Origin of the sequence: Amycolatopsis sp. 195334CR, assembly GCF_017309385.1 — a bacterium.
Lineage (GTDB): Bacteria > Actinomycetota > Actinomycetes > Mycobacteriales > Pseudonocardiaceae > Amycolatopsis.
Genome location: NZ_JAFJMJ010000001.1, coordinates 2,633,397 through 2,646,791, shown reverse-complemented (window position 1 = coordinate 2,646,791; position 13,395 = coordinate 2,633,397). Strand labels below are relative to the sequence as shown.

Here is a 13,395-nt window from a genome sequence, read left to right as displayed (position 1 = left end):
GGATCGCTACTGCCCCAGCCGGAGCAGGACCGACTCGCCGGGCGCGTCCTCCAGCCCGTCGTTGTCCACCGCGGCGAACAGCTCACCGCGGAAGACCGCCAGCCCCTCCGGCTTGTCCGCGACGACCCCGCCACCGGCACGCAGCGCGGGCAGCAGATCGCGGTACTGCTGCTTCGTCACCAGCGGCTTCTCCGCACCGGCCGGTGCCGGAGCCAGCCCCGCGGTGTCCACTTTGTACACCCGCTTGACCTGGGCCTGCTCGCCACGCCGGTTGTCGCGTTCCAGCACCAGCAGCGAACCGTCGTCCAGCGCGGTCAGCTCGGACAGCCCGACCCAGCCACCCGCGGGCGCGGCGTCCAGCGGATAGGCCGCGAACGCCCAGTTCCCGGTCGACGGGGTGTAGCGGGCGAGCGTGGTCTGGCCCGGCTGGTTGTCCGGCCAGCCGCGCTGGACCGCGACCCACACGTGGTCACCGAGCACCGCGACGCCCTCGAACCCGTTGCTCGTGGCGTTCGCGACGGGGTACGGGACCTCCTGCTGCACCCGCCCGCGCTCGTCCGTGCGGACGAGCAGGTTGCGCGTGTCCTTGCCGTTGCCCTCGACCGCCAGCCAGTAACCGCCCTTTGTCGCGGCGATGCCCTCGACGTCGTAGGACACCGGCTGGCCGTCCTTGGTCACGGTCTTCTCCTTGAGCACCGTCGCGGGCGCGCGAGCGACGTCGACGGTGAGGATCCGGCTCGGCGTGTACGCGTCGTCGGTCACCGCGGCCAGGTGGCGGCCGTCGGCGGACAGTCCGGACAGCGCCCCGAAGCCGATCCCGCGCGAGGTGATCGACGGTGCGCCTTCGTTGCGCTGCAAGGAACTGGCCAGCGATTCCGAGGTCAGCTGGTACCGGCTCAGCGAGGAGCGCACGTTGTCCTCCGCCGAGTCCTCCTCGGCCGAGACCACCAGCGCGTCGCGGGCCGGGATCGGCAGGAGCCCCTCCGGCCCGACGCCGGTGGGCAGGCCCTGCACGAGCTTTGGCTTCCGCGGGTTGTCGACGTTGTACACCGCGACGAGGTTCGCGCGTTCCATGCCGACGAAGGCGTAGCGGTGCTCGCCGTAGGTGGCGACGGCCAGCCCTTCCGGCTCCACGCCCTTGTTCTCGGCGCGGCCTTCCGGGTACTGGCCCTGGCTGATCGCCAGGTTCTCCAGGTCCGCGCCCGAGCTGAACACGACCCGGCCGCTGCGGGCGTCGAACGCCGTCCAGGTCCGGCTCCCGCCCTGGTAGTCGCCTTCGTCGGCGGTGGCGAGCGTGGTGTCGTCGAGCCAGCCGACGGCGTCCGGTTCCCGCGGCGCGGTGATCGAACCACGCGGCTCGACCCGGCCGTCCTCCACCGTGTCCACACCGTCCACAGTGGCCACTCCGGCGGAGAAGTGCCGGAGCACGGTCCCGCCGGCCAGGTCGGCCACCACCAGGTGGTTGTTCTCCTGCAGGGTCACCGCGACCTCGTTGCGGGAGTTGATCGAGACGTACTCGGGCTCCGGGTCCTCGGGCGCCACCCCGGCCAGTCCGGTCAGCTCGGTGCGCCGGACCGCCCAGTCCGACGGCTCGCCGACGAGGTCCACCACCGCCAGGAAACCGGCGGGCAACTGGGGCAACGCGCCATCGTGCACGTCCTCGTCGCGCTCGTTCTCCACCGCGACCGCCGCGTACCGGCCGTCGGGCGAGATGTCGATCGAGTCCGGCTGGCCGCCGAGGTCGTGCGTGGCGACCACCTGCCTGCTCGCCAGGTCGACCACCTGGAGCACGCCCGACGGCTCGGTGAAGGACTCGGAGGTGTTCACCGCGACCAGCGCGAGCCCGTCTCGGATGTCCACCGAGGTCGGCTCGCCGGGCATCGGGAGCACGCCCTGGGGCACCAAGCCGCCGTGGTCGTCGAGGCCGGCGAAGCCGATCCGCTCGGCCGGGGAGTCGGTGTAGACCACCGTGCGGCCGTCCGGGGTGGCCGCCGCGATCTCGGCGGCGGTGTGCTCAGCCGCCGAGGAGTTCAGGTACACCGGCAGCGTCGACACCCGCTGGAACCGCTGTTCCCCGCCGGGCGCGGCGGCCGCGGGCACGGTCACCGCGAGCGCCAACGTGAGGGCGAGCACACCCGTTTGCTGAAGTCTGTTCACCGGAGCTTCTTAGCCCGCCAGGGTGAACAGCAGACCAACTCAGCGGCGCCAGCCCTCCGACCGCGACGCCCGCAGGAAGTCCTCCGCTGGCGGCTCGACCGGCCTGCCCTCGTACTGGGTGGACAGCACCACGGTCGACCGGATCTCGCCGTGGTTGCCGAGCCGTTCCTGCACGCCTTCGAAGTGCTCCAGCGAAGCCGTGCGCACCTTGAGCATGGCGCAGCGGTCGCCGCTGACCTTGTGGATCTCGACCACCTCGGGGTAGTCCTCGGCCCGGCTGGTCTTGAGCAGGCACTTGCCGAGCGTGCACCGCATCTCCACGAACGCGGTCAGCGGATAACCCGCCCGGCTCGGCTCGACCTGCGCGCGGTAGCCGCTGATCACCCCGCCCTGTTCGAGCCGCCGCACGCGCTCGGCCACCGCGGGCGGGGAGAGGTTGATCCGGCGGCCCAGTTCCTTGAACGACAACCGGCCGTCCCCCTGCAGCTCGGCCAGGATGCGCCAGTCGAGCTCGTCCAGCGGTCTTTCCATGCGAAAGCTCACCCCCGGGCCGCACTTTACGCGCGACAGGCAACTGGCCGGGAACTCCGCTTTCCGCCCATTCGAATCACGGTTGTTTCTCCCTAACCTTGATTCCCATGACAGCGCCGACATCCCACCAGCGGGTCAGCCGCCGCCGGGTGATGGCCGCCCTGTTCACCGGGGTGGCGTGCATGAACATCGCGATGGCCGGCGCCAGCACGGCCGGGGTGCTGATCGCCACCGAATCACCGGGTCCCGGTTGGAGCGGGGTGCCCTCGGCGGCCGGTGTGCTGGGCACCGCGGCCGGTGCGCTCGGCTCGGCGCGACTGGTGGTCTCGCGCGGGCGGCGGCGGTCGCTGCTGACCACCTACGGCATCGGCGCGCTCGGCGCGCTGGTCGCCTCGGCGGGTGCGGTGACCGGGCTGTTTCCCGTGCTGCTGGCCGGTTTGCTGGTGCTCGGCCTGGGCAACGGCGGCGCCCAGCTGTCCCGGTACGCGGCCGCCGACCTCTACGACGACGAGCACAAGGGCCGCGCGCTGTCGGCGATCGTCTGGGCGGGCACGGTCGGCGCGCTGGCCGGGCCGCCGCTGATCGCGCCGGCCGCGCACACCGCGGACCTGCTCGGCCTGCCGGGCCTGGCCGGACCGCTGCTGGTCGCCGCGCTGGTGACCGCGGGCGCCGCGGTGGTCAGCGCCGCGCTGCCGCGGTCCATGCCGGACACCCGCCCGGAAAACCGTGCCCACACCGGATTCGCCACCGCATTCGCGCAACGGTCCGTGCGCGGTCCGCTACTCGCCATGGTCGCCGCACAGGTGGCGATGGTCGCGATGATGACCATGTCCGCCCCGCAACTGCACCAGCACGGGCACGGCCTCGACGTGGTCGGGTGGATCCTGACCGCGCACATGATCGGCATGTTCGCGCTGGCCCCGATCTCCGGGCGCATCGCCGATCGCTGGGGCGGCCGGGCCACCATCTTCGCCGGTATCGGCACGCTGGCGCTCGCCTCGGCCGCGGCGGTCGCCGCGCCCACCTCGCACACCACCGGCATCCCGTTGTCCCTGTTCCTGCTCGGGTACGGCTGGAACCTGGTCTTCGTCGGCGGCAGCAGCCTGCTGAGCACGCAGCACCGGAAGCTCCAGGGCACTGTGGACGCCGTGGTGTGGTCGACCTCGGCGCTGGCCGGGCTGGCCGCCGGGCCGCTGTTCGCGGCCGGTGGCTACGTGCTCGTCGCGGTGGTCGCCGGCATCGCCGCCCTCGTTCCGCTGGCGGTGCTCACCCGCCGCTGAAACGCGCGTGCATTCGGAGCGTGCATTGTCCGTTACGGACAAGTGGACCCCCGAAATTCAGCACCCGGAAGTTTCAATGGATCAGTGCGGGCAGGTTTTCCCATTTGGCGGATAGACAAGGGCAGTAGCATGAAGTTTCCTCACTGCCAACGTCGCCGGTGAGGCTCATTTGTGCGAGCGGAGGGGCGGCGAATTGTGAACGATTCATCGGGCAGACGTGGCGGCCTGGTTATTCCGCAGGAGCGGGTGCAGCCGTTTCGCCAGCCCAGGATGATCCCGGAGCCGGTCCCCGCGCAGCGCTCGCTGGTGCGCCCGTACGTGCTGACGAAGGGCCGCACCAAACCCAAGCGCCACCTGGCGGTGGAGACGATGATCTCCACCCGGGCCTGCGAGCAGTGGCGCCACGTCAGCGCCGAGTACCGCTCGGTCCGGGCGGTGTGCGCCGAGCCGAAGTCGGTCGCCGAGGTGGCCGCCCGGCTGCGCGTGCCGCTGGGGGTGGCCAGGGTGCTGCTGGGGGACATGGCCGAACAGGGCCTGGTCTCCGTGCACGGCGCGATCGCCACCCCGGGCATGCGGCCCGACCTGGCGCTGATGGAGCGCGTGCTCACCGGCCTGCGGCGGCTCTGAACCGCGCTTACCATCGGCCGGTGGCAAGCGAAAACGGTGGTGAGAGCACGCTGACCGTGCTGCTGGCCGGTGGGGTGAACCTGGCCATCGCGGTGCTCAAGCTGGTCGCCGGGCTGATCACCGGCTCGTCGGCGATGATGTCCGAGGCCGCGCACTCGGTGGCCGACACGATCACCGAGGTGCTGCTGCTGACCGCGCTGCGCCGCTCCGACCGGCCCGCCGACCGGGTGCACCCCTTCGGGTACGGCAAGGAGCGGTACTTCTGGGCGTTGCTGGCCGCGGTGTCCATTTTCGCCTCCGGCGCGATGTTCGCCTTCTACGAGGGCTTTTCCACCGTCTTCGGCGAGCCCGCCGAGCAGGAGAGCCCGCTGGTCGCGTACGGCGTGCTCGCGCTGGCGTTCGCGCTCGAGTCCGTGTCGTGGCTGCAGGCGTTGCGGCAGGTCCGGCGGGAGTCGGCGGAGGAGCACCGCTCGGTGGCCGAGCACCTGCGGCTGATCGACGACCCGGCACCGAAAACCGTGTTGTTCGAGGACTCCGCCGCGCTGATCGGCATTCTCCTCGCCTTCGCCGGCATCGGCCTGCACCACCTCACCGGGTCCGCGGTCTGGGACGGGCTCGCCTCGATCGCCATCGGCGCGCTGCTCGCGGTGGTCGCCTACACCCTCGGCCGCACCAACCGCGGGCTGCTGATCGGCCGCCAGGCGGATCCGGTGCTGGTTCGCGGAGTCCGCGACCACCTCGCGAAAGCGCCCGAAGTGGACGCATTGGTCGATTTGCAGACCATGCTGCTCGGCACCGACCAGGTGCTGGTCTGCGCGCGCCTCGATTTTGTCGACACGCTCAACGCGGGTGAGCTGGAACACGTTTGTGTGCGGCTGGCCACCGAACTGTCAGCCGAGTGGACGGACGTGACCGAGGTCTTCCTGGAACCGGTGCCGCGCACGGACGCCGCTCTGCGGTCGGCCGTGCTGGACCGCTACGGCGACTGGCGGCCGTCCGGCTGACGGGGACTTGCGCGAAGAAATGAATCGGCGTTCAATCTTTGCATGCCGTACCGCCGCACGCCCAAGGTCCAGGCCCGCCTGGACTCCCAGCGCGCCAGGATCCTCGGCACCGCGGTGGAACTGCTCGCCGAGCACGGGTACGCGGGCTGCTCGATGGCGGCCGTGTCGGCCAGGGCCGGGGTGGCCACCGGCAGCGTCTACCGGCACTTCCCGGGCAAGGCCGAGCTGGTGGTGGAGGTCTTCCGCGAGGTGGTGACCCGCGAGGTCGCCGCGGTCGAGGCGGCCTCGGCCCAGCCGGGAGAGTCCGTCGAACGGATCGTCGCGGTGTTCGACACGTTCGCCACCCGCGCGCTCAAGGCCCCGCGACTGGCCTACGCGCTGCTCGCCGAACCGGTCGACGTGCCGATCGAGGCCGAGCGCCTGGTGTTCCGCCGTGCCTTCCGCGACGTGGTCGCCCGCCGGATCACCGAGGGCATCCGCGCCGGGGAACTGCCGTCCCAGGACGCCGAGGTCACCGCGGCGGCACTGGTCGGCGCGGCGGCGGAAGTCCTGATCGGACCGCTCACCGCGGAGAGCGCCGAGTCGCTGCCCGCACTGCGAACCTTCGTCCAGCGCGCACTAGGAGGAACCGATGCCCGCCACCCATGAGGTCACCAACCAGGTCCCGGTACTGACCGGTTACGACGTGGCCGCGGACCCGGCGCTGCTGGCCGGCCTGCACCGCGAAGGTGGCGGGTGGGCCGAACCGGAGCTGCACGAGCTCGGCGTGCTGGCCGGTGGTGAGCAGGCGCAGGAGTGGGGCCGCCTGGTCAACGAGAACCCGCCGAAGCTGCGCACGCACGACCGCGTCGGCCACCGCGTGGACGAGGTCGAGTTCCACCCGCACTGGCACGACCTGATGGACGTCGCGGTGTCGCACGGGCTGCACGGCGCGGCCTGGCAGGATGACCGCCCCGGCGTGCACGTCGCGCGGGCGGCGAAGTTCTACACCTGGGGCCAGGTCGAAGCCGGGCACAGCTGCCCGATCTCGATGACCTACGCGGCCGTTCCCGCACTGCGGCACAACCCGGAGCTGGCCGCGGTCTACGAGCCGCTGCTCGCCGCCCGCGAGTACGACTTCGGCCTGCGCGAACCGCGCGGCAAGCGCGGGCTGATCGCGGGCATGTCGATGACCGAGAAGCAGGGCGGCTCGGACGTGCGCGCGAACACCACGACCGCGCGCCCCTCGGCGGACGGCTACCTGCTCACCGGGCACAAGTGGTTCACCTCGGCGCCGATGTCCGACCTGTTCCTGACGCTGGCGCAGGCACCCGGCGGCCTCTCCTGCTTCCTGCTGCCGCGCGTGCTGCCCGACGGCACGCGCAACCGCATCCACCTGCAGCGGTTGAAGGACAAGCTGGGCAACAGGTCCAACGCCTCCGCGGAGATCGAGTACGACGACGCGGTCGGCTGGCTGGTCGGCGAGGAGGGTCGCGGCGTGCAGACCATCATCGAGATGGTCAACATGACGCGCCTGGACTGCGTGCTGGGCAGCGCGTCCGGCCTGCGCTACGGCGTGGTGCGCGCCGTGCAGCACGCGGAGCACCGCACCGTGTTCGGCAAGCGGCTGGTGGAGCAGCCGCTGATGACCAACGTGCTGGCGGATCTGGCGCTGGAGGCGGAAGCGGCCACGACCGTCGCGATGCGACTGGCCGGGGCCACCGATCGCCCGGCGGAAGCGGCGTTCCGGCGGCTCGGGCTCGCGGTGACGAAGTACTGGGTCTGCAAACGCGCGCCGATGCACGCGGCCGAGGCACTGGAATGCCTCGGCGGCAACGGTTACATCGAGGAATCGGGAATGCCGCGGTTGTTCCGGGAATCGCCGTTGATGTCCATTTGGGAGGGTTCCGGAAACGTCGCCGCGCTGGACGCGCTGCGCGCGATGGCGAAGCAGCCGGATTCGGTGGAAGCGTTTTTCACCGAGGTCGAACTCGGCACCGGTGCCGATTCTCGATTGGACGACGCGATCGCCGCGGTGCGCAAGGAACTCAGCGATTTCGAGCAGATCGAATACCGCGCGCGGCGCATCGTCGAATCGCTCGCGCTGGTGCTCCAGGGCTCGCTGCTGGTGCGGCACGCGCCGACGGCCGTCGCGGACGCCTTCTGCGCGTCGCGGTTCGGCGGTGACTGGGGCGTCGCGTTCGGCACACTGCCTCCCGGGTCCGATGTGGACGCGATCATCGAGCGGGCTCGCGTATGAACGCCGTTCGGACCGAGTCGACCGGGCCGGTCACCACGATCATCCTGTCCAGGCCGGACAAGCGGAACGCGGTCGACGGGCCGACCGCGGCCGCGTTGGCCGAGGCGTTCCGCGCGTTCGACGCCGATCCCGGCGCGCACGTGGCGGTCCTGTGGGGCGAGGGCGGCACGTTCTGCGCCGGCGCGGACCTGAAGGCCATCGGCACCGCCGACGGCAACCAGGTCACCGAGGACGGCGACGGACCGATGGGCCCGACTCGGATGCGGTTGAGCAAGCCGGTGGTGGCCGCGGTCGCCGGGCACGCCGTGGCGGGCGGGCTGGAGCTGGCGATCTGGTGCGACCTGCGGGTGGCCGAGGAGGACGCGGTGTTCGGCGTCTACTGCCGCCGGTGGGGCGTGCCGCTGATCGACGGCGGCACGGTGCGGCTGCCGCGGTTGATCGGCACCAGCAACGCGATGGACCTCATCCTGACCGGCCGCGGCGTGCCCGCCGAGGAGGCGCGGCGGATGGGACTGGTCAACCGGGTCGTCCCCAGTGGACAGTCACGGGCGGAGGCGGAGCGGCTGGCCGCGCAGATCGCCGCCTTCCCGCAGACCTGCCTGCGCGAGGACCGGCTGTCGGTGCTGGAGCAGGAGGGCCTGTCCGAGGCCGACGCCATGGCGGGCGAACTGCGGCACGGCTTCACTTCGCTGTCCACGGACGCGCTGGAGGGCGCACAGCGCTTCAGCGCCGGGGCCGGTCGGCACGGGGAGTTCTAGTAGCCGAAGTTCTGGGTCCAGTACCAGCCGTCAGTGGTCACGCCGACGCCGAGCTTGGTGAGCTCGCAGTTGAGGATGTTCCGCCGGTGGCCATCGGAGTTCATCCACATCTTCATCGTCTGCTCGGCGGTGGTGGAGCCCTTCGCGATGTTCTCCGCGCCCGGCTTCGGGAAGCCCGCCTTCTTGATGCGCTGGTCGAAGGTGACGCCCTCGGGTGAGGTGTGCGAGAAGTAGTCGCGCGCCGCCATGTCGTCGCTGTGCGCCTGCGCGGACTTCACCAGCCGATCGTCCACGCCCACGTCACCGCAGCCCGCCTTGGCGCGCTCCTGGTTCACCAGCGCGACCACCTGCGCGCCCTTCGACCCGTCGACCGGCTTGGCCTTCGTGGTCTCCTTCGGCTTCTCCGACGACGGGGGCGCGCTCGACTCGGTGCTGCTGCTCGGCGGCGCCTCGCTGCTGCTGGGCGGGGCGGTCGACGACGAAGGCGGCGTGGTCGTGGTGACCGGCGCGGTGGTCGTGGTCTGCTGCGCGGCCCGGAACGCGCTCAGGTCGTCGGCGGCCCGCTGCTCACCGGCTGCCACGTCGGCCTGGGCGCGCTGGTCCAGCGTCAGGTAGCCGCCGGCAGCCAGCGCACCACCCATCAGCACGCCAAGCACTACGGAAAGTGACTTCTTGCGTGGGTTCACGGCGGGCACGAGCCGGGAAATTACCACCAAAGCATGATCATGTAACCCCTACGAAAGCAGAGGGTGTTTAGTTCACGTGGTTTCGGCCACGCCGCGAGACCAGCACCAGCGCCGCGCCCGCGAGCAGCAGGCCCAGGCCACCGAGCACGGTCGGCACCGCGTCCACGCCGGTCGAAGCCAGCGACTTGGCCGCGGTCTGCTTCGGCGTCCCGCTGCCGCCCGACTGGTTCGACGCACCGCCGCCGACCTGCACCACCGCGGTGTCGGAGTCGGTCAGTTCGACCGCCTTGCCGTCGGTGTCCGGGGTCGCCTTCGCGTTCGCCGTGTTGCTCAGCTCGCCGCTCTTGGGCGCCGGGGTGGTGCACGTCCAGGTACGCGTCTCACCGGCGTCGAGCCGGTCGAACGACCGGTCGCAGGCGGCCAGCGTGGGATCGGTCACCGCCACCGGCGCGAGCGCGGTGTTGCCGGTGTTCTTCGCGGTCAGCGTGAAGGTGACGGTGGCGCCGGGCGCCGCCTTCTCCGCGCCGGCGTCCTTGGTCAGCTCCACGCCGGGCTTGGCGGAGCGGAGCATCAGCTCGTCCTTCGCGCGGAACTCCTGGCCGAGCGGGTCCCAGCCGGTGACCTTGACGAAGTAGACGACGTCCTGGTCGGCCATGGTGAACTCGCAGGGCACGTCGTGCACCTGGCCCGGCTGCAGTGTGCCGATGGTCGCGGCGCAGCCGGTCAGCGGGTCCTCGACGGCGACGTCGGTCAGCACCGCGTCACCGCTGTTGGTCACCTGGACGACCAGTGCGGCCCGCTGGCCGGGGTTCACCGGCTTCGCCGGGCCGACGAGCTTCGCGGTGATGCCGGGCCCGAGCACGTCGACCTTGGTTTCCTTGGTGTCTTCCAGCTGGCCGCCGAGGGGATCGGTCGCGATGGCCGTCGCCGTGCTGGTCACGTCCTGGTCGGCTTCGAAGGTGCACGTCCGGGTCTCGGTCGTCTGGGGCGCCAGCGTTTCGGCGGTGAAGCCGCAGGACGGGTCGCGGTCGTCGGTCACGGTGAGGCCGGTCAGCGGCACGTCACCGGTGTTGGTCACCTTGAGCTCGACGGTGACGGGGTCACCCGGGTACAGCTGGGTGGGCGTGGCTTCGTGGCTGAACTCCATGGCCGGGTGGATCACGTCGACCTGCGCGCTCGCCTCACTGGTCAGCGGCTTCTTGTCGGTGGCGACGGTGCTCGCGACGGTTTTGACCTCGGTGTCGTCCTTGGCGGTCATCGCGCACTGGTAGCCCTCGGAGGTACCGGCGAGGAGCAGGTTGATCGTGCGCGCGCACTCGGGCGCCTGCGTGTCGGTGACCTTGATGTTCTCCAGGTCCTCGTCGCCGGTGTTGGCCACCTGGACCTCGAAGAGCACGGAGTCGCCCTCGCGGTACGGGCCGCCGAGCGCCTTCTTCGACAGGGTCAGGCCGGGGTTGATCACGGTGAGCTGCTGCTCGGCGGAGGCCAGCACCAGCCGTTGGGTGCCATCGGTGCCGTTGGCGCGAATCGTTTTGTCGATGCTCTCGGTGGCTTCGACTTCGCAGTTGTAGGTCTTCTCGGCGTTCGCTTCGAGCTTCGTGATCTTCGTGCCGCACTTCGGGTCGGCCACGGTGACGTCGCGCAGCGGGGAGTCGCCGGTGTTCTTGACCGTGACGGTGAACGGCGCGGTCTCGCCCTTGCGCACCAATTCCGGGCCGCTGATCTTCAGGTCCAGTTTGGGGTGGATGACGTCCACCGGGGCCTTGGCCGTGGCCTCCGCGCGGCGCCCGGACGGCGGGCGGGCGGTCACCGTGGCGACGTTGGTGAAGTCCTGCGCGGGCGCGGCGGCGAAGCAGCCGTAACCCCAGACCCCGCCCGGCTCCAGCGGCTCGACCCGGCTCTGCCCGCATTCGGGGGTGAGCGGGTCCGCCACCGTGACGCGCGCGAGCGGCACGTCGCCGGTGTTGCGCACGGTGAGCTGGAAGGTGACCTGGTCGCCGGTGCGGAACGGTCCGCCGACGACCTCCTTGGTCAGCTCGATACCCGGTTGGTCGACGGCCGTCGCGGGGGTCACCGCGAACACCGCCGGGCCGCCGAGTGCCAACACCAACGCGACGCCTAGCCCGGCCTTGCGCACGAAACCCCCATCGGAGCCAGTGGATACTGCCGACTATTCGCCGGAATGGGGGAACTCGTTACACGGGATCAGCGTTTGGTGTCGATTCGGTGAAAGTTCTGGTATGCGCGGCTCGGCGTGGGGCCGCGCTGGCCCTGGTACCGCGAACCGGCCTGTGCCGAACCGTACGGGTGCTCGGCCGGGCTGTTCAGCATGAAGAGGCACATCTGGCCGATCTTCATGCCGGGCCACAGGGTGATCGGCAGGTTGGCCACATTGGACAGTTCGAGGGTGATGTGGCCGGTGAAACCGGGGTCGATGAACCCGGCGGTGGAATGGGTCAGCAGCCCGAGCCGGCCGAGCGAGGACTTCCCCTCGAGGCGGCCCGCGAGGTCGTCGGGGAGTTTGAAGCTCTCGAACGTGGAGCCGAGCACGAACTCACCGGGGTGCAGCACGAACGGCTCGTCGCCGTCCTTCTCCACCATGGAGGTCAGCTCGTCCTGCTGGAGGCGCGGGTCGATGTGGGTGTACTTGGTGTTGTTGAAGACCCGGAAGAAGCGGTCGAGCCGGACGTCGATGCTGGACGGTTGCAGCATCGACGGGTCGAACGGGTCGACGCCGAGCCGTCCGGATTCGACGTCTTTGCGGAGGTCTCGGTCACTGAGCAGCACGGGGCCCAGGTTAGCCGGGGGTCAGGCGGCGCTGGACATGTGCTGGGCGTAGGTGGCGTCGATCTCGAAGAGTTTCGCGAGGTGGGCGACGTAGGCGCGGCGCTCGACCTGCCCGATGCGCTCCTGCAGCGCGGTGAGGCCGGGGACCGAGCGGCGCACGGTCTCGGCCGCGAAGATGGCCCCGGCCGCGGCGACCACCGCCCCCTGGGCGATGCGGTCGTCGGGCAGTTCGAGGAAGTCGGCGTTGGCCTTGCCCAGCACCAGCCTGCTGATCGACGAGTGCACGCGGACGGAGACGTGGGAGAGCACCTTGCCCAGTGGGCCACGGCCGCGGCCGACGTCCTCGTGTGACTTGAGCAGCGCCCTGGCGAGCCGCTTGCTGTCGTCGTCGGGGATGAACTCGGTGACGGCGAGGAGCCAGAGCAGGCGCCAGGCGTCGCGCTCGCCGGCGGGGAGCAGTTCCTCGTCGATGCCCATGAGCCAGCCGGCGTAGCGCCAGAGGTGGAGGATGTCGGCGCGTTCGCGGGCGGTGTACCGGATGCCGAGCAGTTGGGTGCCGAACACGAAGACCAGGGAGAAGAGCAGGAGCGTGCCGGTGGTCTGCACCTGGTTGACCGGGCGGTCCCAGTTGGCGTAGTCCCAGTCGGGGCGCCGGTTCATCGCCGCGCGGACGTGGGCGTGCACGATCCGCACGCGGATGGCGGCCGCGTAGCCGTCGGCGCCGGGCTTGAGCGCGCCGGGGTTGGTCACCTCGATCCACCAGGTCGCCGTCTCGACCAGTCGTTTTGTCGCCTGGTGCTCGATGGCGCCGGTGCCGACGAGCGATTTGGTGGCGCGGGAGGCGAGGTAGCCGCCCATCAGCGCCATGTCGCCGAGCGGGAAGAGCCCGAGCAACCCGGTGCGCACGATCGCCCGCGCCCCGCGCTCGATGCGGGCCTGGTCGACCCAGTAGGGCGTCGCCTCGACCGTCCGGAAGAACCTGGTCAACGCCTCGGGCGGGTCGTCGATCGACTCGATCCCGTGCCTGAGGGCCTGCTCGAAGAGCGGCCGCTTCTCGGGGTGTTCACGCATCATCGCCACCACGGCGTCGGCGGCCGGGTCCTCGGCCTGCGCGAACTCACGCAGGCGGCGGACCTGCCGCTCGTCGCCGCGGATGTCGCCGTCCGCGAACCGCGCGGCCAGCCGGAACCCGCCCTGGCGGAACAACTCGGGATCGTCCACGCGCCCTCACCACCTTCAGACAACAAGTGTTGTCACTTGCCGGGGGTCGCGTCAAGGCGGTAGGTTCGGGGAGGCCGGAGCGAAGCGGGGATCAGCACCGTGTAT

Annotated in this window: 12 protein-coding genes; 6 read left to right on the top strand and 6 right to left on the bottom strand. The window is 70.9% G+C overall.

The window, feature by feature from the left end; translation table 11 throughout:
* Positions 1–6: 6 nt before the first annotated feature.
* Both JYK18_RS47985 and JYK18_RS12865 read right to left on the bottom strand, forming a co-directional pair.
* Positions 7–2,157, bottom strand: a complete 2,151-nt coding sequence (locus JYK18_RS47985) for an esterase-like activity of phytase family protein (RefSeq protein ID WP_206802303.1) — start codon at positions 2,155–2,157, stop codon at positions 7–9.
* Between the two features lie 39 nt (positions 2,158–2,196).
* Positions 2,197–2,700, bottom strand: coding sequence for an Lrp/AsnC family transcriptional regulator (locus JYK18_RS12865; protein WP_206802302.1), 504 nt, complete (start codon positions 2,698–2,700; stop codon positions 2,197–2,199).
* 95 nt (positions 2,701–2,795) lie between these two features.
* On the opposite strand from JYK18_RS12865, the gene JYK18_RS12860 reads away from it, so the two are divergent.
* The 6 genes from JYK18_RS12860 (at position 2,796) to JYK18_RS12835 (ending at position 8,596) form a co-directional block, all read left to right on the top strand.
* Positions 2,796–3,968, top strand: coding sequence for an MFS transporter (locus JYK18_RS12860; RefSeq protein ID WP_206802301.1), 1,173 nt, complete (start codon positions 2,796–2,798; stop codon positions 3,966–3,968).
* Between the two features lie 246 nt (positions 3,969–4,214).
* Positions 4,215–4,595, top strand: a complete 381-nt coding sequence (locus tag JYK18_RS12855) for a DUF742 domain-containing protein (RefSeq protein WP_307795886.1) — start codon at positions 4,215–4,217, stop codon at positions 4,593–4,595.
* Positions 4,596–4,615: 20 nt separating this feature from the next.
* Positions 4,616–5,599 carry a cation diffusion facilitator family transporter gene (locus JYK18_RS12850; protein ID WP_206802300.1) on the top strand — a complete coding sequence of 328 codons (984 nt, stop codon included), beginning with the start codon at positions 4,616–4,618 and terminating at the stop codon, positions 5,597–5,599.
* A gap of 42 nt (positions 5,600–5,641) precedes the next feature.
* Positions 5,642–6,247, top strand: coding sequence for a TetR/AcrR family transcriptional regulator (locus JYK18_RS12845; protein ID WP_206802299.1), 606 nt, complete (start codon positions 5,642–5,644; stop codon positions 6,245–6,247).
* Positions 6,231–7,838: an acyl-CoA dehydrogenase family protein gene (locus JYK18_RS12840; protein WP_206802298.1), complete on the top strand. Its 1,608-nt coding sequence runs from the start codon at positions 6,231–6,233 to the stop codon at positions 7,836–7,838. Before JYK18_RS12845 ends, JYK18_RS12840 begins: the two co-directional genes overlap by 17 nt.
* A complete protein-coding gene (locus JYK18_RS12835) occupies positions 7,835–8,596 on the top strand; it encodes a crotonase/enoyl-CoA hydratase family protein (RefSeq protein ID WP_206802297.1) in 762 nt (253 codons plus the stop codon). Before JYK18_RS12840 ends, JYK18_RS12835 begins: the two co-directional genes overlap by 4 nt.
* On the opposite strand, the gene JYK18_RS12830 is transcribed toward JYK18_RS12835, so the two are convergent.
* From JYK18_RS12830 to JYK18_RS12815, 4 genes are all read right to left on the bottom strand, one after another.
* A complete protein-coding gene (locus JYK18_RS12830; protein WP_374195012.1) occupies positions 8,593–9,291 on the bottom strand; it encodes a CAP domain-containing protein in 699 nt (232 codons plus the stop codon). The genes JYK18_RS12835 and JYK18_RS12830 overlap by 4 nt on opposite strands.
* Before the next feature lie 58 nt (positions 9,292–9,349).
* The gene (locus JYK18_RS12825; RefSeq protein ID WP_206802296.1) at positions 9,350–11,419 is read right to left on the bottom strand and encodes a DUF11 domain-containing protein; all 2,070 of its coding nucleotides are present in this window, start codon (positions 11,417–11,419) and stop codon (positions 9,350–9,352) included.
* A 68-nt stretch (positions 11,420–11,487) separates the two neighbouring features.
* Complete coding sequence (gene dcd / locus JYK18_RS12820) at positions 11,488–12,069, bottom strand: dCTP deaminase (RefSeq protein ID WP_206802295.1); 582 nt, start codon at positions 12,067–12,069, stop codon at positions 11,488–11,490.
* Between the two features lie 21 nt (positions 12,070–12,090).
* Positions 12,091–13,290, bottom strand: coding sequence for an oxygenase MpaB family protein (locus JYK18_RS12815; RefSeq protein ID WP_206802294.1), 1,200 nt, complete (start codon positions 13,288–13,290; stop codon positions 12,091–12,093).
* Positions 13,291–13,395 lie beyond the last annotated feature (105 nt).

Excerpts from the sequence above, each read along its gene's own strand:
- JYK18_RS12860 (WP_206802301.1), top strand. The coding sequence starts at position 2,796 with ATGACAGCGCCGACATCCCACCAGCGGGTCAGCCGCCGCCGGGTGATG.
- JYK18_RS12835 (WP_206802297.1), top strand. The coding sequence starts at position 7,835 with ATGAACGCCGTTCGGACCGAGTCGACCGGGCCGGTCACCACGATCATC.
- JYK18_RS12845 (WP_206802299.1), top strand. The coding sequence starts at position 5,642 with ATGCCGTACCGCCGCACGCCCAAGGTCCAGGCCCGCCTGGACTCCCAG.
- JYK18_RS12840 (WP_206802298.1), top strand. The coding sequence starts at position 6,231 with ATGCCCGCCACCCATGAGGTCACCAACCAGGTCCCGGTACTGACCGGT.